Source organism: Alphaproteobacteria bacterium, assembly GCA_016124955.1.
In the GTDB taxonomy this organism is placed as follows: domain Bacteria; phylum Pseudomonadota; class Alphaproteobacteria; order UBA9219; family RFNS01; genus RI-461.
In genome coordinates this window covers 1-25,979 of record WGMR01000004.1, presented here as the reverse complement: position 1 = coordinate 25,979, position 25,979 = coordinate 1, and the positions used below count along the sequence as shown (strand labels likewise).

At 61.2% G+C, this 25,979-nt stretch carries 17 protein-coding genes; 12 read left to right on the top strand and 5 right to left on the bottom strand.

Annotated features, from left to right (window positions below; translation table 11 throughout):
* Nucleotides 1-106: 106 nt before the first annotated feature.
* Nucleotides 107-1,945 (top strand): translational GTPase TypA, encoded by a 1,839-nt coding sequence (gene typA, locus GC131_02405; GenBank protein ID MBI1272921.1) that lies wholly within the window; start codon nucleotides 107-109, stop codon nucleotides 1,943-1,945.
* 522 nt (nucleotides 1,946-2,467) lie between these two features.
* Here the strand turns inward: typA and GC131_02400 are convergent.
* The gene (locus GC131_02400) at nucleotides 2,468-2,725 is read right to left on the bottom strand and encodes a hypothetical protein (GenBank protein MBI1272920.1); all 258 of its coding nucleotides are present in this window, start codon (nucleotides 2,723-2,725) and stop codon (nucleotides 2,468-2,470) included.
* Nucleotides 2,726-3,068: 343 nt separating this feature from the next.
* Between GC131_02400 and GC131_02395 the strand changes: the two genes are divergently transcribed.
* Nucleotides 3,069-3,353, top strand: a complete 285-nt coding sequence (locus GC131_02395) for a hypothetical protein (GenBank protein MBI1272919.1) — start codon at nucleotides 3,069-3,071, stop codon at nucleotides 3,351-3,353.
* Between the two features lie 104 nt (nucleotides 3,354-3,457).
* On the top strand, nucleotides 3,458-3,781 hold the full coding sequence (locus GC131_02390) for a cyclic nucleotide-binding protein (GenBank protein ID MBI1272918.1): 324 nt from the start codon (nucleotides 3,458-3,460) through the stop codon (nucleotides 3,779-3,781).
* A gap of 110 nt (nucleotides 3,782-3,891) precedes the next feature.
* Here GC131_02390 and GC131_02385 read toward each other — a convergent pair whose 3' ends face one another.
* Entirely contained in the window at nucleotides 3,892-4,422 is a 531-nt protein-coding gene (locus GC131_02385) for a hypothetical protein (GenBank protein MBI1272917.1), read from the bottom strand.
* A gap of 373 nt (nucleotides 4,423-4,795) precedes the next feature.
* Here GC131_02385 and GC131_02380 point away from each other — a divergent pair, with 373 nt between their 5' ends.
* Complete coding sequence (locus tag GC131_02380; GenBank protein MBI1272916.1) at nucleotides 4,796-6,223, top strand: D-alanyl-D-alanine carboxypeptidase; 1,428 nt, start codon at nucleotides 4,796-4,798, stop codon at nucleotides 6,221-6,223.
* Between the two features lie 14 nt (nucleotides 6,224-6,237).
* Here GC131_02380 and GC131_02375 read toward each other — a convergent pair whose 3' ends face one another.
* Both GC131_02375 and GC131_02370 read right to left on the bottom strand, forming a co-directional pair.
* Entirely contained in the window at nucleotides 6,238-6,726 is a 489-nt protein-coding gene (locus tag GC131_02375; GenBank protein MBI1272915.1) for a hypothetical protein, read from the bottom strand.
* A 150-nt stretch (nucleotides 6,727-6,876) separates the two neighbouring features.
* Nucleotides 6,877-7,395: an adenine phosphoribosyltransferase gene (locus GC131_02370; protein MBI1272914.1), complete on the bottom strand. Its 519-nt coding sequence runs from the start codon at nucleotides 7,393-7,395 to the stop codon at nucleotides 6,877-6,879.
* Nucleotides 7,396-7,796: 401 nt separating this feature from the next.
* On the opposite strand from GC131_02370, the gene GC131_02365 reads away from it, so the two are divergent.
* The 8 genes from GC131_02365 (at nucleotide 7,797) to GC131_02330 (ending at nucleotide 24,913) form a co-directional block, all read left to right on the top strand.
* A complete protein-coding gene (locus GC131_02365) occupies nucleotides 7,797-8,912 on the top strand; it encodes a DUF2336 domain-containing protein (GenBank protein MBI1272913.1) in 1,116 nt (371 codons plus the stop codon).
* Nucleotides 8,913-9,030: 118 nt separating this feature from the next.
* A complete protein-coding gene (locus tag GC131_02360; protein ID MBI1272912.1) occupies nucleotides 9,031-9,834 on the top strand; it encodes an undecaprenyl-diphosphate phosphatase in 804 nt (267 codons plus the stop codon).
* Between the two features lie 326 nt (nucleotides 9,835-10,160).
* Entirely contained in the window at nucleotides 10,161-16,031 is a 5,871-nt protein-coding gene (locus GC131_02355) for a hypothetical protein (GenBank protein ID MBI1272911.1), read from the top strand.
* Nucleotides 16,028-19,234: a hypothetical protein gene (locus GC131_02350; GenBank protein ID MBI1272910.1), complete on the top strand. Its 3,207-nt coding sequence runs from the start codon at nucleotides 16,028-16,030 to the stop codon at nucleotides 19,232-19,234. The genes GC131_02355 and GC131_02350 overlap by 4 nt, the downstream gene beginning before the upstream one ends.
* Nucleotides 19,231-20,412 carry a hypothetical protein gene (locus GC131_02345; GenBank protein MBI1272909.1) on the top strand — a complete coding sequence of 394 codons (1,182 nt, stop codon included), beginning with the start codon at nucleotides 19,231-19,233 and terminating at the stop codon, nucleotides 20,410-20,412. Before GC131_02350 ends, GC131_02345 begins: the two co-directional genes overlap by 4 nt.
* The gene (locus GC131_02340; GenBank protein ID MBI1272908.1) at nucleotides 20,409-22,106 is read left to right on the top strand and encodes a hypothetical protein; all 1,698 of its coding nucleotides are present in this window, start codon (nucleotides 20,409-20,411) and stop codon (nucleotides 22,104-22,106) included. The genes GC131_02345 and GC131_02340 overlap by 4 nt, the downstream gene beginning before the upstream one ends.
* An 8-nt stretch (nucleotides 22,107-22,114) precedes the next feature.
* Nucleotides 22,115-23,776, top strand: a complete 1,662-nt coding sequence (locus GC131_02335) for a hypothetical protein (protein ID MBI1272907.1) — start codon at nucleotides 22,115-22,117, stop codon at nucleotides 23,774-23,776.
* A 21-nt stretch (nucleotides 23,777-23,797) separates the two neighbouring features.
* On the top strand, nucleotides 23,798-24,913 hold the full coding sequence (locus GC131_02330) for a hypothetical protein (GenBank protein ID MBI1272906.1): 1,116 nt from the start codon (nucleotides 23,798-23,800) through the stop codon (nucleotides 24,911-24,913).
* 3 nt (nucleotides 24,914-24,916) lie between these two features.
* On the opposite strand, the gene GC131_02325 is transcribed toward GC131_02330, so the two are convergent.
* Nucleotides 24,917-25,723 (bottom strand): hypothetical protein, encoded by an 807-nt coding sequence (locus tag GC131_02325; protein MBI1272905.1) that lies wholly within the window; start codon nucleotides 25,721-25,723, stop codon nucleotides 24,917-24,919.
* Nucleotides 25,724-25,979 lie beyond the last annotated feature (256 nt).

Here is a 25,979-nt window from a genome sequence, read left to right as displayed (position 1 = left end):
CATGTCGAACCCGTGAAAACGCGCTGATTTTTTGTTTTACCGCATTTTCTGCGTCCAACCGGTTTCCACTTGGGCGGAAAATGCTTGATCGGCTGCGAGAGACCTTATGAATCTGCGTAACATCGCCATCATCGCCCACGTTGACCACGGTAAAACCACGCTCGTGGATGCCATGCTGCGCCAGTCCGGCACCTTCCGCGACAATCAGCATGTGGCGGAACGCGCGATGGACAGCAATGATCTGGAGCGCGAACGCGGCATCACCATCCTGGCCAAGTGTACATCGATCTTCTGGAACGATCTGCGCATCAATATTGTCGATACCCCCGGCCACGCCGATTTCGGCGGCGAGGTGGAGCGCATCCTTTCCATGGTCGATGGCGTTGTCGTGCTGGTGGACGCGGCCGAAGGCCCGTTGCCGCAAACCAAGTTCGTGGTTTCCAAGGCGCTTGCGCTGGGGCTGCGCCCGATCGTTGTGGTCAACAAGGTCGATCGCAGTGACGCCCGCCCGCACGCGGTGCATGATGAAGTGTTCGATCTGTTCGCGGCGCTTGATGCCAGCGAAGATCAGCTCGATTTCCCGACGCTTTTCGCATCCGGCCGCAGCGGCTGGGCGGCCGAGAAGCTCGAGGAAAACGTGCCCGGCGGCGAACGCAAGGATCTGACGCCGCTGTTCGAATTGATCGCGCGCCACGTGCCGCCGCCGAAGGTGGAAAACGACGCACCCTTCACGCTGCTTGCCACCATTCTTGAGGCCAACCCCTATCTCGGCCGTATCCTCACGGGGCGGGTGCAAAGCGGGCGGGTGAAACCCAACATGCCGATCAAGGCGCTTTCACGCGACGGCAAGCTGATCGAACAGGGTCGTGTGACCAAGTTGCTGGCGTTCCGCGGGCTCGAGCGCGTGCCGGTGGAAGAAGCCGAAGCGGGCGATATCGTCGCCATCGCCGGCATGGTCAAGGCAACCGTGGCCGATACGATTTGCGATGTTGCGGTGGAAACGCCGCTGCAGGCGCAGCCGGTCGATCCACCCACCATCGCCATGACGTTTTCGGTGAACGATTCGCCGCTTGCGGGGCTTGAAGGCGACAAGGTCACGAGCCGCATGATCCGCGACCGTTTGCTGCGCGAGGTCGAGGGCAATGTCGCGATTCGCGTCGCGGAAACGCAGGGCGGCGACGCATTCGAAGTTTCGGGCCGCGGCGAATTACAGCTCGGGATCCTGATCGAAACCATGCGCCGCGAAGGGTTCGAACTTTCGATTTCCCGCCCGCGCGTGCTGTTCAAGACCGAAAACGGCCAGAAGCAGGAGCCGATCGAGGAAGTGCAGGTCGATGTTGACGAACAATATTCCGGCACCGTCGTCAGCAAGATATCGGAACGCAAGGGCGAGCTGATGGACATGAAGCCTTCCGGCGGCGGCAAGGTGCGCTTGACCTTTTATGCGCCTTCGCGGGGCCTGATCGGCTATCACGGCGAATTTCTTTCCGACACGCGCGGCACGGGCCTGATGAACCGGCTGTTCCACGGCTATGCGCCCTTCAAGGGCACGATCGCGCCGCGCCGCACCGGCGTTCTGATTTCCAATTCGCCCGGCGAAGCGACCGCTTATTCGCTGTGGAAGCTTGAAGAGCGCGGGCCGATGCTGATCAATCCGGGACTTAAGGTTTACGAAGGCATGATCATCGGCGAGCACAGCAAGGAAAACGACCTTGATGTCAATGTGATCGAAGGCAAGAAGCTGACCAACGTGCGCGCCAGCGGCAAGGATGAAGCGATCAGGCTGACGCCGCCGATCCAGATGACGCTTGAAAAGGCGATGGCCTATATCGCCGACGACGAGCTGATCGAGGTGACGCCGCAAAACGTGCGCTTGCGCAAGCGCTGGCTCGATCCCAACATGCGCAAGCGCATGATGCGGCAGGCCGAGGCCGAAGAGGCCTAGATTTTTATCCCTGCGCTTGCCGTTTAAAGGCAATTCCACCTGTTTTTGTGGTTAATGAAACTATTCAAGCAATTGCCGTTGTGCGTACCGCACGGTACAATAGCCCCAGATTTATTTTTCATATTTAATTTATACGAGCGCAGATATGTCGCGTGCCGTTGGCCCACTGGATGAATTTGTTCAAACGGTTCCGAACCGTAGCGGCCGCCATGTGCCCGCTTACAGATATTATCGCAACACCTATCTTGCGCGCGGATTTCTTGCCGCAGCCACGGCGGCATGCGCGTTCGCATGTTTGCCGTTTGCGGGTGCGGCCGCGGCCCCGCTTCTGGGTATATATGCTTTTTGCCGCGGCGCCATCGCTCTTGGTATCTTACAAACGCCCATTCCCTGGCGCGCCTCCATTCACCGCAGAACCTTATGGAAGACGCAGCCCAGAGAACCGTGCCCGTATGGCCGGGCCCGCCGAGCCGTCACCCGTTGCGCTGGCTTGTCGCTGCGCTGGTTATCTAGCAGGATTTATTACAGAAAGTGCCGACCCGCGAACGCGAACAGCGCGAGCCCGGCGATGATGGCGGAAATTCCATACATAAAAAAGGCGCGCGAAAGGCGGCTGTGAAAGCGCCGTGTCGCTTCGGCTTCCGGATTATCGCTGTTCAGGGCCGGGGTGGTTTGCTGGAAGCGCCGCGCGCCGTAAGCCCAGATCACCAGACCGCCGATGATCATGAGCGCCAGCCCGATAATGACCCCCCAGGCCGCGCCGTCATAGAAACCAAGCATCCAACCTCTCCCGCTTCAGAAATAACGCCCTGCAAAGCATAACCCAAAGCGCCGGCCGAGCATCCCGGAAAATATCGCTTATGGTGCCCTCGCGGCGGCAAGGTAGAGGCTGATGGGGACGCACATGGAAACGCAATAAAATTACAAAAACCATGCTAAGCGATTGTTCTGGAAGATACAGAATTCCATATAAATCAGCATGTTAACGGAAAATACACCATACATGAAAGCAAAAACAGTCAAACCGTATGCTACAAATAATCCATAAGAACTAGCCAATCAAAGGTAATTGCGGATTGCAGGGGCTTGCAGGGCCCGGACGATAAAACAGGGGAATACAGAGATGACCGTACATCAAGAACAAGAAAACCGGATCCTTCCCATTCTGACCTTCCATGAATTTTTCGAAGGCGAGCCGCTTGCGGTGCATCTGGATATGCGGGCGCGCAGCCTGAGCGTGCGCCTCGCGGACGGCCGCACGGTCGCGCTGGCTGCGGTCGCTGACGAGACGCTGGCGCTTCTGCACCGCATGCGCGAGGTTGATTTGCACGAAAAGTACGACGGCATGATGATCGCCGCCTACCGGCTTGCGCTGAGCGTGATTGATGAAGCGGAGCAGGTGCACTAAGCGCCGAATTAAAGGATCGTTTACTTGTTCGCGGTTTAATCAAGCCAGCCGCATTTCATTTCCGGCCACGCATTATTTCTCAAGCCATTTTCCGGGCCGCTGCCATGTTTGAAGAATTGACCGGGCTGTCATTCTTTGATTGTGTCGGTCTCGCCGGCGTCGTCGGCTACCTGGTTGCGCATGCGGGGTTGCAGGTAAGGGATGGGTTTGCAGGTTCGGCCGCTTATGCGTTTTTAAATGTCGGCTCGGCCATTCTGGTTATTATCTCTCTGCTCAATAATTTTAACCTTGCCGCAATGATCGGACAGGCGGCATGGATGATGCTCAGCATTTACGGATATTGCCGCCATGCCTATGGCGGGATGCGCCGCGCCGAACACGCATCCGCCCCATCCTTGCGCGACGAACCTCATATGCCCGTGGCCTGAAGCTGTCTTTGCGGTCATGGACACGAAAAAGGCCGGAACCAAAGCTTCGCTAGCTTGGGTTTCCGGCCTTTCCGTTATGGCAATAACGGAGAAACGAATAAGCGAAAAGCCTAGGCGGCGTCCTTCGCCGCTTCCTTGCTCTGCTGATTGAAGCGTTCCATCGCGGCGTTGACCTTTTCGGTCACCGGCTCGATCGCCTGGTTGACGGTGCGCGTCGCCAGCTCGCTGCAACGGCTGGTTTCGGCCAGCGTGCTGTCGAGGCAGGTTTTGACGAATTCGGTCTGCAGATCGACATATTCGCGCAAGGTCTTGACCGTCAGCGCCTGCTTGCTGGTGGCCATCGCCTGTTCGAGCGAGGCTTGCGACCAGTTCATCAGGCTGCGGCTGATTTCTTCGCAGCCCTTGGCGCAGATGGTGGCGGCGGAAACGCATGCTTCCATGGTTTCGCGGTTGGCAGATGTCATTTGCTCGGCCGATTGCATCAGGCGCTTGCTGACTTGTTCGAGCTGTTCGGATGTTGCTTTCATGGCTCCCTCAAACTGTTTGCTGGCGGCTTCCTGGCCAGCCTTCATGACGCTTTCGATCGCTTCCGGATCGACCGTTTTCAGGTGAGGCGCCTTGGTTTTGCTGGTCGTGGTCATGGTTCGCTCCCTTTTATGGCCCGTGGCTTCTGGCTAAGCCTTCACCTGGGGCCGGTGGCTGGTGTGACAAGGATTGTTCCGGCTGCATATCGTTTGAACGATATGCATACCGGTCTATGCTGCACCGCACAATAAGTCAGTATAGTTAAGTCTTTGTTTACGTCAAGCGGGAATAAACTATGCTATATGGCGTCATCGGCCCTGTGGGCGGGGTGGCAAGAAACCGCCATTTTGCACATTGTGTCGGTTCAATACCCTAAACTTGTGTTTTAATTCCAATAGGTTAGCATTTGCTTGGGGCGCTGGGGGTGATTCGGTTCGTTAGCCGCTTTGCCGCTATTCCACCTGAATTTGCCAGCAAGGGGGTCGTTCGGTGCAAAGAGCAGACGCATTCTTTCCGCGTTTTTCCTGGCGCTCGCTGGTGATGCTTCTGGCGCTTGTCGCGCTGACGGCAACCGCTTTCCCTGATGACGCATACGCGCGCAAGAAGAAGCGTGCGGCGCCATACCGCCCGCCCTATTCGCACATCGTCGTCGATGCCCGCACCGGCAAGGTTCTGGAAGGCGAAGATTCGCGCGCATCCCGCCATCCGGCCTCGCTCACCAAGATGATGACGCTGTACATGACCTTCCGCGAACTGGCGGCGGGGCGCTTGCAGCTCGACCAGCCTTTGAAAATCTCGTCCTTCGCCGCCGCGCAATCGCCTTCCAAGCTGGGCCTGCGCGCCGGGTCAACTATCAGCGCGCGCGAAGCCGTGCTCGGGCTCGTGACGCAATCGGCCAACGATGCGGCTGTCGTGCTGGCGGAAGCAATCGGCGGCAGCGAAAAGAATTTTGCCAGCCAGATGACGGCACAGGCGCGCAGGCTTGGCATGGACCGAACCGTGTTTCGCAACGCTTCCGGCCTGCCCGACAAGCAACAGGTGACGACCGCGCGCGACATGGCGATCCTTGGCCGCGCGTTGCTGTATCACTACCCCGCCTATTACCCGCTGTTTTCGACAAAAAGTTTTACCTATAAAGGCGTGACGCACGCCAACCACAATCATCTGATGAAGCGCTATGACGGCATGGACGGGATCAAAACCGGCTTTATCCGCGATTCCGGTTTCAATCTTGTCGCTTCGGCGCAACGCAACGACAAACGTTTGATTGCCGTCGTGTTCGGCGGGCGCAGCACCCACACCCGCGACAGCCAGATGGAAAAACTTCTCGATCGCAATTTCGCCCGCTTCGGCCTGGACGAGGATTACGCGGTGCGCGTGGCCGGCACAACGAACGGTGCGGAAGCTTTCCCCGTGCCGCCGCGCAAGCCGGGCGAAAACGGCTATGCCATTGCCGAAGGCGATACCGCCGGGGGCATGGAGGAATTCAGTTACGACAGCAGCGAAGAGAGCGGCGAAGGCGGCGTCACCACGGTCGCAATGAACGCGCCGCCATCATGGGAAAACGCGGCGCGCGAAGCCGCCATGCAGGAACGTGCCGTGATGCAGCCCGATGCCCGGCCCGAAGCCGCTGCGTTGCCGCCATCGGTGGGCGGACCGGTCGATACGACGCGCTGGGCCGTGCAGGTCGGCGCCTATTCGAGCCGCGAACAGAGCCAGTTGGCAGTCGCGGACGCGGCGCGCGCCGCCAAGCCGATCGCGGGCGAGGTGCGGGCCTATGTGCAGGAAGTGAAGACCGCAGACGGGCCGCTTTACCGTGCGCGCCTTACCGGGCTCGATAAGGACATGGCGGGCGCGATCTGCGGCTATATGGTGCGCAACGCACGCAACTGCATCACCGTTCCGCCCGAACAGTAATTTCCCCCAGGTATCTATAAGGTTGCGCGCGCAAGCCGTGTCTGCGTGAGCGGGCTTGCACCCGTTTTACGCCGGCCGCCGAACGGATTGCGCAGCGCGCCGTAATGCAGCCACCATGCCATGTGACGCGTGGCGACAACGGTGCCTTTGCTGGTCGGCACGTCCGGCCGTTCCAGCATGACATCCGCCGCCTTGATCTTGATGCCTTGCGCGCGGGCGCTTTCCAGCGCGACCATCAAAGCCGCGTCCGCAAAATATTCAAGCTCGCTGGACAGGGTCTTTCCGCTTTGCGCGATGAGCCAGTCGTTGAGAACTTCCCAGTTCCAGTTTTTTGCGATTTCGGCGCCGGCATTTTTGAATTGCAGCGCGACACTTATATAGATGGTTTCCTGGCTGGCCTCGACGCCCGGATTGATGCTGATGTGGCCCTGGTCGATCTTCAGCGCGACAGGGACCCTGTCGAGGCGCATTGTCCTGATATCTTTTTGCGGTAAAATCCCCATACAGATATCCATTAATATTAATAATTAGTAATATATTACCATAAATAACAAATTATTCCACAGAAAAAGTGTTAACTTGCTGGCACACAAATACAGGAAAGACCCTTGCCGGAAATGGACAACACAGCCGTGCGATAAAACGGGGGAAGCCTAGCTATCGTAATTGACGAGCGAGGTTACCGGCACATCGAGATTGTTGCGCCCGTGCAGGAAGCCGAGTTCGATAATGAACGCGGTGCGCGTGACCGTGCCGCCGACCTTGCGGCACAGCTTGACCGCCGCTTCGGCGGTGCCGCCGGTGGCGAGCAGGTCATCGACCACCACAACGCGCTCGCCCTTGGCGATGGCGTCTTCCTGGATCTCGATTGCGTTGGTGCCGTATTCGAGCGCGTAATCGAACGATATTGTCTTGCCCGGCAGCTTGCCGCGCTTGCGGATCATGATGAAGCCGGTATTAAGCGCAATCGCCAGCGGCGCGGCGACGAGAAAGCCGCGCGCATCGATACCGACGACCTTATCGACCTTGTCCGGCCCGATGGCTTCGGCCAGCCTTTCGATCGTTTGCTTCCAGGCTTCGCCATGCCCCAGCAGGGTCGAGATATCGTAGAACAGGATGCCGGGCTTCGGGAAATCGGGGATGCCGCGGATGTGGTTCTTGAGATCGAGCATGGGGCTGGTCCATCTTGGTGAAACGCGCCGGAAAGGCCGCCACACAGTAGAGTGTTTGCCGCGGCCTGCAAACAGGAAATGCGCGTTATATGTGCGCCAGATATGTGCGCCGGAAAATGAAGGCGTGGCGGCGCGCGCGAACATGCGCGTATGGGAAGCCGATGCAGTGCAGCACCGGTAAAATTTTAGCGAAATGCGCAGTTATATATTTCATAAAAACCAATCGATATACCGGACAGGCCGGAAATCTTAACAATTGCGAAAATCTTATCGCGCATAGTAGCCTTGCGGAACCAGACGAAAACGCGTTGTATATCGGGACTTGGGCCGAAAGCTTCAGGCGATGCCTGAGCGGATTTATGTTTAACGCGCGGCACGCATACGGGGGAAAGTACCAACGCATGGCATCGCAGCTTACTCAGGCAGACGTCGCCAAACTTCTTGCAGACCCTTCGCCCGTTGCGCGGTCCGAGATCGCAGCCAAGGTCGGGCTTGAAATCGACAGCCCGCAGCTTACCGCCCACGAACTGGAACTGGCGCACGGCATCGTGCGCGCGCTGGCCAAGGATGTAACCGACAGCGTGCGCGAATGCCTTGCCGTAAGTTTGCGCCGCGCGCAGCGCATCCCGCACGATGTGGCGGTGCAGCTCGCGAAAGATATCGAACAGGTTGCGTTGCCGATCCTGGAAGATTCCAGGGTTTTGACCGATACCGACCTGATCGAGATTGTCGGCGCCGGTTCCGACAACAAACAGGCCGCGATCGCGCGCCGCGCGGACGTTTCCGAAGCGGTCGCTGATGCGATTGTCGATAAGGGCAGCGAAAAGACGGTCGCGACGCTGGTCGGCAACAAGGGCGCCAAGATCGCGGAAAAGAGCCTCGGTAAGGTCGTGGACCGTTTTCCGGAAAGCGAGATGGTGCAGGAACCGCTGGTGAAGCGCGACAAGCTTCCGGTCGCGGTGGCCGAGCGGCTCGTGACCCATGTTTCGGAAAAGCTGAAAGATTATCTCGTGACCCACCATGAAATGTCGCCCACGCTTGCGGCCGACATGATTTTGCAAAGCCGCGAACGCGCGATCGTCAATCTAGCCGCGACGGCGGCCGAGATGGACGTGGAGAAGCTTGTGCTGCAGCTTTATCGCAACAAGCGGCTGACGCCTTCGCTTGTGATCCGCGCGCTGTGCATGGGCGATGTAACGTTTTTTGAAAACGCGATTGCTGTTCTGGCAAACGTGCCCGTTGTGAATGCGCGCATTCTGATCCACGATGCCGGGCGTCTGGGCATGAAATCGCTTTACGACAAATCGGGTCTGCCGGCGCGGCTTTTGCCCGCCGTGCGCGTGGCCATTGATGTTGTGCACGAAACCGAGCTGGACGGCGGCGCGCAGGATATGGAGCGTTACCGCCGCCGCGTGCTGGAACGTATCCTGACCCAGTTCGAGGATATGGGGCAGGAAGACCTCGATTACCTGCTCGATAAGCTGGGCGATATTATCACCTCGCCCGCCGCCGCCTGAAAACAAGACTGAATTGAAGGTACCCGGGTTTCGGGCGCGCAGGCCGCTATTTTCCTGATGCGCGGCGCGGCATAATCTGGTATTTGCAGCAGCGAGGCCAAAATAAACAAGAGCTGCAATGCCTGATCTGATCACCATTCTTAAGGCCGCGCTGATGGGGGTGGTCGAAGGTTTTACGGAATTCCTGCCTATATCCTCAACCGGGCACCTGATATTGCTGGGCGAGGGTATCGGCTTTCAGGGCCCTTCCGGGTATATGTTCGAAGTGGTGATCCAGCTTGGCGCCATTTTGGCCGTTGTGATCGCTTTTTTCCCCCGCCTTTGGCATGTGACCCTGACGCTGCACAGGGATGCCGCTTCGCGGCATTTTGTCTGGGCCGTTTTGCTTGGATTCCTGCCCGCCGCCGTGGTTGGCGCGCTGGTCCACGATTTCATCAAGGCCGCATTGTTCAATCCGCTGGTCGTGGCGTGGGCGCTGTTGCTCGGCGGGGTCGCCATTCTGGTGATCGAACGCAACATGTACAGGGTGAAAACACAGGCGTTCGACCGCATGCCGTTGAAGACCGCATTCCTGATCGGCTGTGCGCAATGCCTTGCGATGGTGCCCGGGGTTTCGCGTTCCGGCGCCACCATCATGGGGGCGCTTCTGCTCGGGGTCGAACGGCGGGTTGCGGCGGAATTCTCGTTTTTTCTTGCTATCCCGACCATGATGGGCGCCACCGTCTATGATTTTTACAAAAACCGCGACGCGATGGCGGAAGGCGACACGACCTTGCTTGTGATCGGGTTTATTGCCGCCTTCTTCGCCGCATGGCCGATTGCGAAGGGGTTTATTGCCTTCGTCGGCCGTTATGGCTTCGCGCCCTTCGCCTGGTACCGGATCGCGATCGGGGGGCTGCTTTTGGCCGTTCTGCTGACCTGAGACTTGTCCTCGCGCCCGGATGCCGCCTGAAAAGCGGATTCTTTCGCTTTCGTCACTATATCGAAAACGTAATAAATGCCGCGTAATTTTCTGTCGCGGAGCGCTTCACAACGCCCTGTAAACAAAGGCTGAATCAGCGCCGAATGCAAATTTGTGGATAAACCAATTATTAAACGTTTGGCCCCAGATTCAAAATAACGGCAGCCGTCTAACCAAGGTTTTCAAGGGCTTCGGCCCTGTCCGGGGTTATGCGGCGCCGTTCGCGCGCGACGTACCGGTCTGCAGCCGGCGCGGACAGTGCGCGGCGATTGACCAGGGGCGCGTGAATGAATTTCGGCAAAACCCCCACGACCAATGACGCGGGCACGGTGAGGCGCGGGCTTTTCGGCTCGGCTTTCATGCGCGCGCGTTTCGGGTTTGCGCATGCGCGCAAGCGGGGCGAAGCGGGCTTCATGATCGGCCCGATCCTTTATGTGCTGGCGATTGCGGGCGTCGGCGCAGGCATTTTGTTCAGCGGCTATTCGCAAATTCTGCGCAGCAACGTCGAAGTCACGCGCGATAATACCGCCCGCAACGATCTGACCGCCGCGGCGCGCACGCTTTCCTCGACATCGGCGCTCAGTGTGGACCAGACCACACTCGAGCCGCCGGCGACCTATCCCTTTGCAAGCATCGCCAGCGAGGACGCGTCCAAACTTCCGACCGGCTATGCCGCCGCCGACGATGACGGCAGCCCCGAAAGCGCGGGTGTTTACATGGCCACCGCCGGGGTCAAGCAGCTCGACCCCTGGAACCGTTTCTATATTTACTGTCGCTGGGAAAACGCGGTCACGCCCGGCAGCGACCCGGCGATGCTGCTGATCAGCGCCGGCCCCAACGGCACGCTTGAAACGGATTGCGGCGACACCGTCGCCCAGAACGACGATAAAATCGAACGCGTCAATGTGGGCGAAGCGATCAACCGTGCCAACGTCTGGCAGGTCGCCGACATCGGCGGCGGGCAGCAGGAAGTTCGCTACGGCGTTGCCGCCAACGCGGTGCGCGTGCAGCCGGACGGCACCATCATGGGCTCCGCGCTCAGCCTCAGCGGCGCGATCACGGCCGATTCGATCAGCATTTCAAATCCGTTGCCGGTGGCTTCGGGCGGCACCGGCGCGGCCACGGCGGGCGGCGCGCGCGTGAACCTCGGCGCTACCACGATGGGCGACTATCTTTTCACCGCCGGTTCCTATGACAGTTCCACCGCCGCGACCGTGCGTACAACGCTTCTGGGCGCGACCAGTATCGGCGAATCGCTCTTTACCGCAGCCAGCGCGGGCGCGGCGCGCAGTTCGCTTGGCTCGACAACGGTGGGCGACGCGGTGTTTGTGGCCGCCGACGAAGAAGCGGGCCGTACCGCCCTTGGCGCCAGCACGGTGGGCGATGCGCTGTTCATTGCCGCCGACGAAGCTGCGGGCCGCACCGCCCTTGGCGCGGGCACGGTCGGCACCACGCTTTTCACGGCCGATGACGCTTCGACCGCGCGTTCGACCATCGGCGCGGGCAGCACGGGCGATTCGCTGTTCACATCGTCAACCGCCGCCGCCGCGCGCGTCACGCTTGGCGTCGGCGCGACCGGTGATGCGGTGTTTCAGGCGGCGGATGCCGCCGCGGCATGGTCTGCGCTCGGGCTCACGGGTCTGGGCGGGGGCACGCTTGATGTCGGCATTTCCGGCACCGCCACTACGGCGACGACCGCGACCTACCTTACAAACGCGTCCGGCATTCTGGCCGGGCAGGTCGCCATCGCCAATGGCGGCACCGGCGCCAGCACGGCGGCGGGCGCGCGCACCAACCTTGGTGCCAACGATGCGGGCAATCTGACGACGGGCACGCTCGATGCCAACCGGCTGCCGGCCAGCGGCGTGACCGCGGGCGCCTATAACTGGGGCACGGTCGATAGCACCGGCCGCGTAACCGCCGCGCAGGATGTGGAAACCGCCTCGTTCAACCAAGACGACACCGGAATAGACATTACCGACGGCGGCGGCAGCGGCGGCACGATCGTGCTTTCGACCGACGGCACCGCCGCTATGACGATCGACGAAAACGGCTATGTCGGCATCAACACCTCTGACCCCGCCGAGCGGCTGCATGTGAAAGCCGGCAACATCAGGCTGGAAGGCACGGCCGCGAGCGACCGTTTCTACCAGATCGCGACCGGCACGACGCTGCGCTGGGCGTGGGGCGGCGAAAGCACCGCCGAAGGCGGCAGCAACGCCGGCAGCAATTTTGTTTTGAAAAATTACGACGACAGCGGCGCCGCGATCGGCACGCCCTTCTCGATTGCGCGCGATACCGGCAATGCCTCCTTCACGGGCGCGGTTTCCGCCTCGACCGGCGGTTTCTACGGCAATCTTGCGGGCAATGTTACCGGCAACCTGACCGGCATGGTCACGGCGGTGGCGGCGAACGCGACATCGAAGCCGCTGATCGTGCGCGGCGCCGCATCGCAGAGCGTCAATTTGCAGGAATGGCAGGACAGCGACCAGAACGTTCTGGGCGTGGTCGGACCGGCGGGCAGCATGGCGCTCGGTGCCACCAGCGTGACCGGCACCGCCCTGCTCGCGCTCTCGAGCACGACCAAGGGCTTTCTGCCGCCGCGCATGCAGGAAACGGAACGCGACGCGATATCAAGCCCCGCGACCGGCCTGCTTATCTACAACACAACGACAGACGGGCTGAACTATTACGACGGCGATAGCTGGGAAGCGGTGGGCAGCGGCCGCGCCACCAACTTTGACCCGGGCACGGTGACCGAACCCGGCCTGTTCGTGACCAACGATACCAACACCGGCTTCTATCAGGCCAATGCCGATACGCTTTCGGTCACCGCCGGCGGCACCGAAGTGGTGCGCTGGAACACCGGCACGAACGGCGTCAATTACGTCAGCATCACCCCCGGCGCGACGGGCGCGGGCCCGACCATTTCTGCGGGCGGTAGCGATACCAACATCGATCTTACCCTTTCCACCAAGGGCACCGGCAAAATCAACCTTTCCGACCGCATCCTGCATTTCGGCGGCGCGAGCGGCGGGCTCGGCTCCAACGGCTCCACGGGCGATGCCGCCGGCGCCAGCGGGCAGGTGCAGTATAATGGCAGCGGCGGTTTCGCCGGCGCGCTCGGGCTTACATACGCATCTTCGGGGGATGTGGTGACCGTGACATCGCAAACCGCGACCGACATTCCGTTTGTAGTGGCGGGCGCGACATCGCAATCCGGCAACCTGACGGAATGGCGCAACGATAGCGCCGGCGTTCTGGCGCGCGTGACGGCGGCGGGCAATATCAGCACCGACGGCACGCTCGCGGCCGCGGGCGATTTCGCGATCAACAGCGATAAGTTTACGGTCGAGGGCAGCAGCGGCAATACGGTCGTGGGCGGCACGCTCGGCGTCACCGGCACATCCGCGCTTGCCGCGCTCGGGCTTAGCGGCAACCTTACGGTGAATACCGACAAATTCACGGTCGATGCCGCCACGGGCAACACGCTGGCGGCAGGCACGCTGGATGTGACCGGCGCGGTCACGGGCGCGAGTTTCGCGGGTTCCGGCGCTTCGCTGACGGCTTTGAACGCCTCCGCGCTCGGTTCCGGCACGGTGCCGACCGCGCGGCTCGGATCCGGCACGGCGGACAGTACAAGTTTTCTGCGCGGCGACAATACATGGGCCACGGTGCAGGGCGGCGTCGGCACGATCGGCGATCTGAACGGCCCCGCCAGCGCAACCGACAACACGCTCGCGCGTTTCGATGGCACCACCGGCAAGCTGGTGCAGGGCAGCGGCGTTGTGGTGGACGACAGCAACAACGTAAGCGGCATCGGCGTGCTTTCGGCCAGCGGTAATTTTGCGATCAACACCAGCAAATTCACGGTGGCGGCTTCAAGCGGCGATACGGTCGTGGCGGGCACGCTGGATGCAACCGGCGCGACCACGCTTTCCGATACGCTTGACGTGACCGGCAATGTCGCGGTCAACACCGATAAATTCACGATCGATGCCAGTACCGGCGATACCGTTACGGCGGGCACGGTCACCGGCGCCACGGGCGTTGGCATCGGCACCACAAGCGTGGCAACAAGCGCCGTGCTTGATATGGTCAGCACGACCAAGGGCTTCCTGCCGCCGCGCATGGACAGCACGGCGCGCGACGCGATCAGCAGCCCGGCAACCGGCCTTGTGGTTTACAATACATCCACCAACGCGCTGAATTACTACACCGGCAGCGTCTGGAGCGCGGTGGGCACCGGCGCGGGCGGCGGCGGGGGCAGCAGCACGGGGCCGAGCTTCTTTGTACGCAAAACAATTGACCAGACAGTCGCAACCAGCACATGGACCAAATTGACGTGGCAAACGGAAATTTTTGACACCAATGACAACTTTGCTTCTGATCGCTTCACGCCAACGGAGGCGGGGAAGTATATTTTTGCAGCTAGCGCATATTGCGGCAACGGCGGGACTATCTGCTATATTGGCATATATAAAAATGGAGCTCTGATCTCCTATGAAGGACAGGCGGGCACGCCGACGAACTATATTCCGAACGCATCCGTCATACTCGATATGAACGGCAGCAGCGATTATGTGGAAGCTTATATTTATAGCGGAAGCACAACAATTACGGGTGGCACATTATACACCGCAAACTTCTCCGGCGCCATGGTCGGCGGCGGGGGCGGCGGCGCTACCGACATGGCGGATGGCACGGTGGATGCGCCCGGCTGGCCGTTCGCGAACGACGAAAACACCGGCATTTACCGCCCGGCGACCGATACGCTCGCGATCGCCGCGGGCGGCAGCATGGCGGCCAGCTTCACCGCAGGCGGCATGGTGTTTCCGGGCGTGACGGGCGACGAGCCCGAAGCGGGCGGCGGCACGGCGGGGCAGTTCGATGCCGGCACGGTGGGCGCACCCGGCCTTGCGGTAAGCACGGATACCAATACCGGCCTTTACGCCCCGGCGGCCGATACGCTTTCGGTGACGGCGGGCGGGGTTCAGGTTGCGCGCTTTAACACCGCCAGCAGCGGCGTGAATTACGTGGCGCTGACCCCGGCGGCGACCGGCAGCGGCGTGACCATCGGCGCGGCGGGCAGCGACACCAACGTCAATATCAACCTGACGCCGAAGGGCAGCGGCAAAATCAACATCGCCAGCGGCAGCGTGATCTTTCCCGGCCAGGCGGGCGGCGCCGGCGTGGGCGACGGCGGCGACGTGGGCGGCGCGGGCAGCAGCACCGACAACGCCGTGGCGCGCTTTGACGGCACCGGCGGCGCCACGCTGCAGAACAGCGCCGTGATCATCGACGACAGCAATAACGTAAGCGGCATCGGCACACTGGCGGCGGGCGCGACGACCATCACAGGAAACCTGACCGCCAGCGGCAATGTGGGCATCGGCACGACGAGCGCGAACTATTCGCTCGATATACCCACGGTTACCAATAACGCCCGCCTTGGCGCTGCCATAGTTGGTGCGTGGCCTGCCAACACGGCATATGCGGTATTCGGTCATGCGGCGATGGATCAGTCGGTCAATACAAATTACGCATTGCTACAAAACAGCGGAGCCACGGGAACATACCTGAATACCGGAACCGACGGATCCATCTATTTCCGTGTCGCCAACAGCACCGTTATGACCATGAATACCAACGGTCTTGGTGTTGGTGTGGCACCAAGTGCGAGTTACAAAATTTATACCAACGGCAATATCCTTTCCGCTGGCTATTACCATTCATCGGACGCGCGGTTGAAGCACGATGTGGTGCAATTTGAACGCGACCCGTATGCCACCATTGAAGGCATCCGCGCCGTGCATTTCAAATGGAACAAGGATAACGAACAGGATTTCGGCGTGATCGCGCAGGAAGTTGAGAAGGTTCTGCCCGAAGCGATCACGCGCGACGAGAAGGGCTTTTTGGCGGTGCAGTACGACAAGCTCGTGCTGCCGGTGCTGGAAGCCGTGAAAAAGCTGGTGATCGAGGTGAAGCAGATGGCCGCCGACCTGATGGCGCTGGCCAAGCGCGTTGATGGCCATGACGACGAGATCAAGGCGCTGCGGGAAGAAAACAAAATGCTGAAGGACGAGCTGAAGGCGCTGCGCGATTCTGTGGAATCGCTTCGCGGCGAATTCGCGGCTCTCAAGGCGGCGGCACCATGATGCGGTATATATATAAGGTATCGCTCGTAGCCGCGTTTGCGGCGCTGCTGCTGCCCGGCGCGGCGCGGGCCGATTGTACGACCCCCACCGGCGTTGCGGGCGACCAGTTTTATAATACCAGTTATGATTTGATGCAGTACTGTAACGGCAGCGTCTGGATCAATATGGGTTCGGGCGGTTCCGACAGCGCGATCGGCACGCTTGAAAGCGGCAAATGGTGTACGTCCGACGGCACTCTGATCAACTGTCAGGAAGATCCGCCGGCGAACGCCGCCGGCAGCGGCGGACAGGTGCAGTATAATGACGGCGCGGGCGATCTTGCGGGCGCTTCGGGCCTGACATATGCGACCGATACCGATATCGTGACCGTAACCGCGCTTGCGGCGACCGATGTGGGCCTGATCGTCAAGGGCGCGATCTCGCAAAGCGGCAACCTCGCCGAGTTTCGCGACAGCGATGATGTGGTGCTGGCGCTTATTACCGCCGCAGGCGTGTTCAACGGTTCGGGCGCCGGCCTGAGCGCGCTGAACGCCAGCAATATCTCAACCGGTACGGTGGGCACGGCACGTCTCGGTAGCGGCACGGCGGATACAACGACATTCCTGCGCGGCGATAACACCTGGGCCACGGTGCAGGGCGGCAGCGGCTCGATCGGCGATTTCAACGGCCCCGCCAGCAGCACCGATAACGCTGTGATACGTTTTGACGGCACCACGGGCAAGCTGGCGCAGAATAGCGGCGTGATCATTAGCGATGCCAACGCCGTAACCGGCATCGCCACGTTGAACACGACAGGCAATGTCGGGATCGGCACCACGGCTACAAGCAATTTGCTTGATGTCTATAAATCCGGCACCACAGCCGCCGGTATCATGGTGCGGTCAGATACATCAACCACCAGCCTTGCCATACAGGCCAACATGTCCAGTGGCTCGCATAACCCTATTACCGCCACGGGCGACGCGATCATCACCTACAATGCCGGTTCGCAGGGAACCGGCGGGCTTGTTATCGCGCCGTGGAATTCCAGCATCGGCGGCATCAGAATGGATAGCACGGGCAGCGTGGGCGTGGGCACCAAAACCGTGGATGCGAGCGCGCAGTTTGAAATGGTCAGCACCAGCAAGGGCTTCCTGCCGCCGCGCATGGACGGCACCGCGCGCGACGCAATTTCAAGCCCGGCGACGGGCCTGATGATCTATAACACCAGTACCGGCAAGATGAACGTCTATGCCGGCGGCTGGACGGAAGTAGGCAGCAGCACTTTCGCAGCCGGCACCGTCAGCGCGCCCGGGTGGGCCGTGACGGGCGATGCCAATACCGGTCTTTACGCCCCGGCTGCCGATACGGTTGCGATTGCCGCGGGCGGTGTGATGGCGGCAAAATTCGGCGCCGACGGCGTTGTGTTTCCCTCCGCCACCGGCGGCCCCGGCGCGGGCGGCAGCGGCGGCGGCGGCGCGGGCAGCACGACCGATAACGCCGTGGCGCGCTTCGACGGCACCGACAGCGTGACGCAGGACAGCGGCGTGATCATCGACGACAGCGATAACGTAACCGGCATCGGCACGCTTGCCGCTTCCGGCAATTTCGCGATCAACACCAACAAATTCACGGTGGCGGCGGCAAGCGGCAACACGGTGGTGGCGGGCACGCTGGGCGTGACCGGCGCCGTGACCGGCGCAAGCTTTTCGGGCACCGGTACCTCGCTGACGGCGCTGAACGCAACGCAGCTGACATCGGGCACGGTGCCGGTGGCGCGGCTTGCGTCTTCGGGCACCGCCGACAGCAGCACGTTTTTGCGCGGCGACGGCACATGGGCGACGCCGGTGGGCAGCATGGTGGGCCCGGGCAGCAGCACCGATAACGCGATCGTGCGCTGGGACGGTACCACCGGCGGCTTGACGCAAAACAGCGGCGCGACGATTGACGATAGCGGCAACGTGACCGCGACCTCGTTCGCCGGCTCGGGCGCTTCGCTGACCGCGCTGAACGCCAGCAACCTGGCATCGGGCACGGTCGGCACCGCCCGCCTTGGCAGCGGCACCGCAAGTTCTTCGACCTATCTGCGCGGCGACGGCACCTGGACCACGCCTTCGGTCAGCGCCGGCATGGCCGTCGGCAGCTCGACCATCACCGGCGGCAACAACGGCTATGTGCTGTATGACAACAGCGGCGTGGTGGGCGAATATGCGATCACCGGCACGGGCAACGTGGTGATGTCGGCTTCGCCGACATTGACGGGTACGATAACGGCCGCGGCGGGCACTTTTTCCGGAACCGTAACCGCCAACAACGGCATCCTGCTTGCGAACGCAAAACGGCTCGATTCCAAGGATTCGGGCGGCACCACGCGCGCGTTGCTGCAGCTGTATTCCGACGACATCACCTATCTTGAAGGTGGCGCGGGCGGCTTGAAGATCAGAAGCAATTATGCCGCCGTGACGGCCATGACTATCGATGCTTCGGGCAATATCGGCATCGGCACGACCGGCCCCGCCGACAAGCTGCATATCTATGATGCTACCGACAGTACGATTACGGTTTCGCGCGCGGGCACGCCCGCGACGATAAGTTACTGGACTTATAACAGCGGCACCGTTTTGTTCGGTACCGCCGGCGGCGATGCCGTTGCACTTGTTACCGCAGGCACGGCGCGCATGACGGTTAGCCAAAGCGGCGCCTTTGTGGGCATAGGCAACGCGCCGAACACCAGCTATTCGCTTGCTACGGCGGGCAACATCCTCTCGACCGGCTACTACCATTCATCGGACGCGCGGCTTAAGCATGATGTGACCGGGTTCGGGCGCGACGCTATCGAAACCGTGAAGGGCCTGCGCGCCGTGCATTTCAAATGGAACAAGGATAATAGCGAGGATTTCGGCGTGATCGCGCAGGAAGTGGAAAAGGTTCTGCCCGAAGCCATTACGCGGGACGAAAAGGGCTTCATGGCGGTGCAGTACGACAAGCTTGTATTGCCCGTGATCGAGGCTGTAAAGCAGATGGCCGGAAACCTTACGGCGCTGACCGGCCGCGTGGACGCGCATGACGCACAGATGGCGGCTATGGCGCAGCGCCTTGCCGCGCTGGAAGCGGCCAACGAAAATCTGCGCGCCGAGAACGCGACGCTGCGCGACGCCATGAAACGCGGCGCGCTTGACGGGCGCGCGGTAAAAGCTAGATTCGACAGGACGGCCAACCCATGAGGGACGCGATGAAACCGGCAACCGGCCATAACGCCCTTCCCCGCAGCCTTGCGGCGCTGCTGGCCTGCGCGCTTGTGTTTGCGCCCGCCGCCGCGCGAGCCGATTGCGACACGCCCACGGGCGTTGCCGGGCAGCAGTTCTATAACACCAGCTATAACATCATGCAGTACTGCAACGGCAGCAACTGGATCAATATGGGCACGGGCGGCGTCAGCGGCTTCGGCGCTTTGGCCAGCGGTAAATGGTGTACCAGCGACGGCACGGTTGTGACCTGTACGGAAGACGAGCCCACCGGCACCATGGTCGGCCCCGGCAGCAGCACCGATAACGCTATTGCGCGCTGGGACGGCACGACGGGCACGACGGTGCAGGACAGCGCCGTGATCATCGACGACAGCGGCAATGTGGGTATTGGGACGACAACCGCAAGCTACGCGCTTGATATACCGACAGCGACAAGCGTCGCGCGTATTGGCCGCGTGTTGGCAGGTGGATGGCCCTCCAATACAACATATGCCGTGTTCGGCCATGCAGCGCTTGATCAATCGGCAAGCGGCAATTATGCGCTGCTGCAGTCTTCCGCGGGCATTACATATTTGAACGCATCTTCCGGCAACGCAATTTATTTCCGTATCGATAACGCCAGCATCATGACAATGAACACCAATGGCCTTGGTGTGGGCGTGACACCGAGCGCAAGCTATAAGATCTATACCAACGGCAACATTCTTTCCACCGGCTATTACCATTCGTCGGACGCGCGGTTGAAGCATGATGTGACCGGGTTCGAGCGCGACCCGATCGAGACCGTGAAAGGCCTGCGCGCGGTGCATTTCAAATGGAACGATGGCGGCAAGCAGGATTTCGGCGTGATCGCGCAGGAAGTGGAAAAGGTGTTGCCCGAAGCGATCACGCGCGACGAAAAGGGCTTCATGGCGGTGCAGTACGACAAGCTGGTGCTGCCTGTGATCGAGGCCGTCAAGCAGATGGCCGCACGGATGAGCGGGTATGACGAACAGCTCGCGGCGATGACCGAGATTATGCGCAAGCAAGCCGCGAAGCTGGCGGTGATGGAAGAGCGCCTCGCGGCGCTCGAAGCCGCCAACGAAAAACTTCGCGCCGCGCAGGCGGCAGGCGGTTTGCATAAGGCCGGATTCAGGAAGGCGGCGGCGCCATGAAAGCGATGAACATAGCAGCAATCAGGCTTTGCGGCGCGCTGGCGCTTGCAGCCGTGATGATGCCCGGCGCGGCGATGGCCGATTGCGACACGCCAGCCGGCGTTGCGGGCGAGCAGTTCTATAACACTTCCTATAACCTGATGCAGTACTGCAACGGCACCAACTGGGTGAATATGGGCGCGGGTGCGGGCAGCGCGGGCAACGGCGACGTAACCGGCCCCGGCAGCAGCACCGATAACGCGATTGCGCGCTTCGATGGCACCACCGGCAAGACTATTCAAAGCAGCTCGGTCACGATCGATGACAGCAACAATATCAGCGGCGTGGCGACCCTAAACGCCACCACATTCGCCGGTTCCGGCGCATCGCTGACCGCGCTGAACGCCAGCAATCTTTCATCCGGCACGGTGGGCACGGCGCGGCTTGGCAGCGGTACGGCAGACGGCACGACATTCCTGCGCGGCGATGGCAGCTGGGCGACGCCCACGGGCAGCATGGACGGACCCGGCAGCAGCACCGATAACGCGGTCGTGCGCTGGGACGGCACCGGCGGTGACATCACACAGAACAGCACAGTGACGATCGATGACAGCGGCAATGTGACGGCAACATCCTTCGCAGGTTCCGGCGCTTCGCTGACCGCGCTGAACGCCAGCAACCTGGCATCGGGCACGGTGGGCACGGCACGGCTTGGCAGCGGTACGGCAAGCAGCAGCACATATTTGCGCGGCGATGGAATTTGGACCACGCCTTCGGGTTCCGGCGACGTGGTAGGCCCGGCCAGCAGCACCGATAACACGCTCGTGCGCTTCGACAGCACCACCGGCAAGTTGTTGCAGGGTAGCGGTATCACCGTGGACGACAGCAGCAATGTGACCGGCGTCGGTACGATCGGTGTATCAAACACCGCGACATTTTCGAAATCTGTTTATGTCAGTGGGCAGGCTGCTTTCAGCGATTTCTGGGGCACCACCTCCGGCCCATGGTTCGGCACACCTTATGGCTATATTGGCAGCAACGGCGCCTATCGCCTTTCGTTGATGTGGAACGGCTATCGCAACGCCAGCAGCGGCTGGACCTCGCTCGGGGTTAACTCATACACTTCGGCCGCCGGCATCGAAATCGGTTATGACGGCATAAGGTTCCTTGGGGATTCGTCCGCACCCTCAGGCACCTCCCCGACGCTGCTCATGAGCATAAGCAACACGGGCGCCTATGTCGGCATCGGCACCACGCCGAACAGCAGCTATTCGCTGGCCACGGCGGGCAATTTGCTGACCACCGGCTATTACCATTCGTCGGACGCGCGCTTGAAGCATGATGTGACCGGGTTCGAGCGCGACCCGATCGAGACCGTTAAAGGCCTGCGCGCGGTGCACTTCAAATGGAACAAGGATAATTCGGATGATTTCGGCGTGATCGCGCAGGAAGTGGAAAAGGTGTTGCCTGAAGCGATCACGCGCGACGAAAAGGGCTTCATGGCGGTGCAGTACGACAAGCTGGTGCTGCCCGTGATCGAGGCCGTCAAGCAGATGGCCGCACGGATGAGCGGGTATGACGCGCGCTTCGCGGCGCTGGAAGAACGGCTTGCCGGGCTTGAAGCCGCCAACGAAAATCTGCGGGCTGAAAACGCTTCGCTGCGCGGCGCGCACGCGGGCGCCAAAGCCAAGCTTATCAGGACGTCTAACCCATGAGGGATGCGATGAAACCGGAAACCTGCCGTAACATCACCGCCCGCTTTTTTGCGGCGCTGCCGCTTTTGGCGGCGCTTGCGCTGTTTTCCGTGCCCGCGCTGGCTGATTGCACCAGCCCCACGGGCGTCGCCGGGCAGCAGGTCTATAACACCAGCTATGATCTGATGCAGTATTGTAACGGCGCGTCATGGGTAAACATGGGTGGCTCGGGCGGCGGGGGCAGCAGCAGTATCGGCACGCTGACCAGCGGCAAATGGTGCACGACCGACGGCGATGTTATCAACTGCACCACCGATGCGCCTTCGGGCAGCGGCGACGTGACGGGCCCTTCGAGCGCGACCGATAACGCGGTCGTGCGCTTTGACGGCACCACCGGCAAATTGCTGCAAAACAGCGGCGTGACAATCGACGACAGCGGCAACATAACCGGCACCTCGTTCGCCGGTTCGGGCGCATCGCTGACCGCGCTGAACGCCGATAACATCGCTTCCGGCACGGTGGGCACGGCGCGCATGGGCAGCGGCACGGCCGACAGCAGCACCTATTTGCGCGGCGACGGCAGCTGGGCGACGCCGAGCAGCGGCGGCATCACGGTGGGATCGACCACGATCACCAGCGGCACCAACACCAGGGTTTTGTACAACAGCAGCGGCGTTGTGGGCGAATATACGGTGACGGGCACAGGCAATGTGGTGCTTTCGGCTTCGCCCACCATGACGGGCACGCTTTCGGGCGCGGCCGCAAGTTTTTCGGGCAACGTGGCGGCGGCGACCTTCAGCGGTTCCGGCGCATCGCTGACGGCGCTGAGCGCCAGTAATCTTTCCACCGGCACGGTGGGCACGGCGCGGCTTGGCAGCGGCACGGCCAGCAGCAGCACATACCTGCGTGGCGACGGCACCTGGGCAACGCCTTCAAGCAGCAGCAGTGTCGATACACAAACCTTTACCTCAAGCGGCACATGGACCAAGCCCGGTAGCGGCAGCATGACGCTTATTGAATGCATTGGCGGTGGCGGCGGCGGCGCGCGGCAATCAAGCGGCTATGCCGGCGGCGGCGGCGGCGGCGGCTATTCCTATCGCTGGATTGCCACAAGTTCGCTCGGTTCCACCGAAACCGTGACGATCGGCGCCGGTGGCACCGGCCAAACAACTAATAACGCAAACGGCGGCGTAGGTGGCACAACCACCTTTGGCAGCTGGGTTTCGGCCTATGGCGGCGGCGGCGGCGAAAGTGAGCAAGGCAATGGCGGCGGCGGCGGCGGTATGCTGGCAGCCGGGACGAACACTACTGGCAGCGGTCAATCAAGCGTACCCGCCACAGCGGGCGATGGAACGGCAGGGGATGGCGGTACATATGTCTATTATGATTGCGGGTGCAATAACTGTTATGCCTATGCTTTGCCAAAAGGCGGCAGTTTTGGCGGCGGCGGCGGCGGCTGCAGGAGATGTAATAACAATAACGCCTATGCTGGCGGCAGCTCGGCTTTTGGCGGCGGCGGCGGCGGCTCAGCAAACACTACGTCAGGCGGGTCATCGAAATATGGTGGCGCTGGCGGCGCGGGTAGCACCGGAACCGGAACCGCTGGTACGCAGCCGGGCGGCGGCGGCGGCGGCGGGCGTAGCGCCGGCGGTGCTGGCGGCGCGGGCAGATGTGTCGTTACTACCTTCTGATTTCTTTCTTAGGTTGTTTCCATGCATGAAGGGATGACGGCCGCGGTACCCGCGGCGCAAAACCGCACGCTTATCGGCCCGGTTTGGGATTTCATGTTTGCGGGCGGGTTTTGGGTTATTCTCGCTACGCTCATATATTTATTCATTCCGCATCAATGGCGGGGCGCGCCGGTGGGGCCGGCAATTGCTTCTGCCGTGCTGGTTTTGCCGTTCCTGACGACATATGCGCATTTCGCCGCTTCCTACCAGCTTATGTACGGCAATTTCATCGAGCGCGTGACGGCTGTGGGCGTATCGCCCGCCAACAGGGCGCGGCTTTGGGTTTCGGGCGTGGCCGTGCCGCTGATACTTTTTTTCTACCTTGTGACCGCCTTTGCCTACGATTCGGTCGATATGCTACGCCCCGCCTATATGGCGATGACGTTTTTCCTCGGTTGGCACCATACCAAGCAGGGTTACGGCGTGCTGGTGGTGCTTTCGGCCAAGCAGGGCATAAGCTTTACGGGAGCCGAGCGCACAGTTCTGCGCACCAACGCCTATGCCGCATGGTTGATGGCGTGGGGCTATCTGCACACTTTGCCGAATGTGGGGCATCTGTTCGGGCCCTATGAAACGCTTGGATTTCCAGCCGTGTGGGGCGGGCCGATGCTGGCCGCGCTGGCGCTGGCCGCGCTGCCGGCCGGGGCGGTTTTGCTGCGCAAATCACTGCGCTACCGGCGCGCGCCCTGCTGGGCCGGGGTGGTGGGCTATGTGGCGCCGCTGTATTTGTGGGTGCTGCTTTTGAACATTCACCCGCTTTTCATGTTCTTCGTGCATTATTTCCACGCGCTGCAATATATGCCATTCGTCGGGCGGATGCAGTTCAACAAATACCGCGAACGTATGGGCGCGCGGGCGGCATGGTTGCGGCTTGCGGGTTTCGGGGCTGTGGCGGTTTTGCTTGGCTATATCTTTATGGGCTTCGTGCCGCATTTTTTGCAGCGAAAGCTGGAAAGCGGGCTTTCGGATGACGGCTTCGACATCATGCAATCGGTCCCGGCCATGATGTTGTTCGTAATTTTCTTCAACATCCACCATTTTTTCATCGACAGCGCGATCTGGCGCCACGACAACCCGGAATTGCGCAAATACCTTTAGCCGCTAGTTGCGCGGCGGGATCTGCGGCGCGGTGCGCTTTTCCTTGATCAGGCCGGCCTGCATCATCTCGAACTTCGCTTCGGCCATGTCGTTGCGGTAGGCGACGGATTGCCACAATTCGCCCAGCACCAGCATCGCCAGTTCCTTGCCACCTTCGCTGTCGGCCGGGAATTGCTGGCCCGCCTGCACGCGGCGGAATGCGGTTTCATCAACCCATTTGCGCAAAGCCTCTTTTTTGTCGGGCTGCAGGTAGTTCAGCGTTTCGGCCCATACAATCGCTTGGAACGCATCGCCCCCGGGATAGGCGCCGTTGGAAGGCTTGCCGCCAAGCGGCGTTACATCGGTGCTTGCGATAAAGGGGCGTTCCGTTTTCCAGAAATTCTTGGCGCCGTTGATGATCTTGTTGCCGTCTTCGCGCAACCGGTCGAGCAGCAGGAAGGTTTTCGGCAATTTTTCGCGCGTGAAACCCCTGCCAAGGACGGCGGCGGCCGCAGCGGGATCGAGGTCTTTTTCCGCTTCGATCGCCTTGCGTTCGGCCTCGCTCAGCTTCTTTTGCGCCGTGATAACCTGCGCGAGCTGTTCTTTCCAGGCCGGGCTGTCTTTGGCCGCCGGCACGGAAAGCATGCGCGTCGGCACATCGTTGATGGCAAGGTAATTGGCGCTTTGCGCATTCTGTGCGCCCTGCGGCGGCACAGCATTGGGGGCTTGTGCCGCACCGCGAACGAGCGCCAACGGATCGGGTATTTGGGCGGCGGCGGGAAAGGCCAGCAGGAAAAACGCAGCAAGGGCGGGCAGAAAGGCGCGGTGCATGGCAGGTCCTTTTTTCCGAACGGCGAGCGGGTGCAGTATCGTGCCCATGTGCCGTTTTCGTCAACCGACGCCATTTCTGCGTTGGCGCGGCACAATTTTCTGCTAAGCTTTCCCCATGCCCGAAAACGCTTCCCATCCATGGCTTACCCGCTACCCCGCCGCCGTTGACTGGAACGGCACGCTGCGCACCACGCCCGGCGCGGCGATGCTGGAGGAGGCGGGTGTAAAATGGCCCGATAACCTGTGCATCGATTTT

Coding starts and splice junctions, on each gene's coding strand:
- typA (MBI1272921.1), top strand. CDS start 107: ATGAATCTGCGTAACATCGCCATCATCGCCCACGTTGACCACGGTAAA.
- GC131_02400 (MBI1272920.1), bottom strand. CDS start 2,725: ATGCTTGGTTTCTATGACGGCGCGGCCTGGGGGGTCATTATCGGGCTG.
- GC131_02395 (MBI1272919.1), top strand. CDS start 3,069: ATGACCGTACATCAAGAACAAGAAAACCGGATCCTTCCCATTCTGACC.
- GC131_02390 (MBI1272918.1), top strand. CDS start 3,458: ATGTTTGAAGAATTGACCGGGCTGTCATTCTTTGATTGTGTCGGTCTC.
- GC131_02385 (MBI1272917.1), bottom strand. CDS start 4,422: ATGACCACGACCAGCAAAACCAAGGCGCCTCACCTGAAAACGGTCGAT.
- GC131_02375 (MBI1272915.1), bottom strand. CDS start 6,726: ATGGGGATTTTACCGCAAAAAGATATCAGGACAATGCGCCTCGACAGG.
- GC131_02370 (MBI1272914.1), bottom strand. CDS start 7,395: ATGCTCGATCTCAAGAACCACATCCGCGGCATCCCCGATTTCCCGAAG.
- GC131_02365 (MBI1272913.1), top strand. CDS start 7,797: ATGGCATCGCAGCTTACTCAGGCAGACGTCGCCAAACTTCTTGCAGAC.
- GC131_02360 (MBI1272912.1), top strand. CDS start 9,031: ATGCCTGATCTGATCACCATTCTTAAGGCCGCGCTGATGGGGGTGGTC.
- GC131_02355 (MBI1272911.1), top strand. CDS start 10,161: ATGAATTTCGGCAAAACCCCCACGACCAATGACGCGGGCACGGTGAGG.
- GC131_02350 (MBI1272910.1), top strand. CDS start 16,028: ATGATGCGGTATATATATAAGGTATCGCTCGTAGCCGCGTTTGCGGCG.
- GC131_02345 (MBI1272909.1), top strand. CDS start 19,231: ATGAGGGACGCGATGAAACCGGCAACCGGCCATAACGCCCTTCCCCGC.
- GC131_02340 (MBI1272908.1), top strand. CDS start 20,409: ATGAAAGCGATGAACATAGCAGCAATCAGGCTTTGCGGCGCGCTGGCG.
- GC131_02335 (MBI1272907.1), top strand. CDS start 22,115: ATGAAACCGGAAACCTGCCGTAACATCACCGCCCGCTTTTTTGCGGCG.
- GC131_02330 (MBI1272906.1), top strand. CDS start 23,798: ATGCATGAAGGGATGACGGCCGCGGTACCCGCGGCGCAAAACCGCACG.
- GC131_02325 (MBI1272905.1), bottom strand. CDS start 25,723: ATGCACCGCGCCTTTCTGCCCGCCCTTGCTGCGTTTTTCCTGCTGGCC.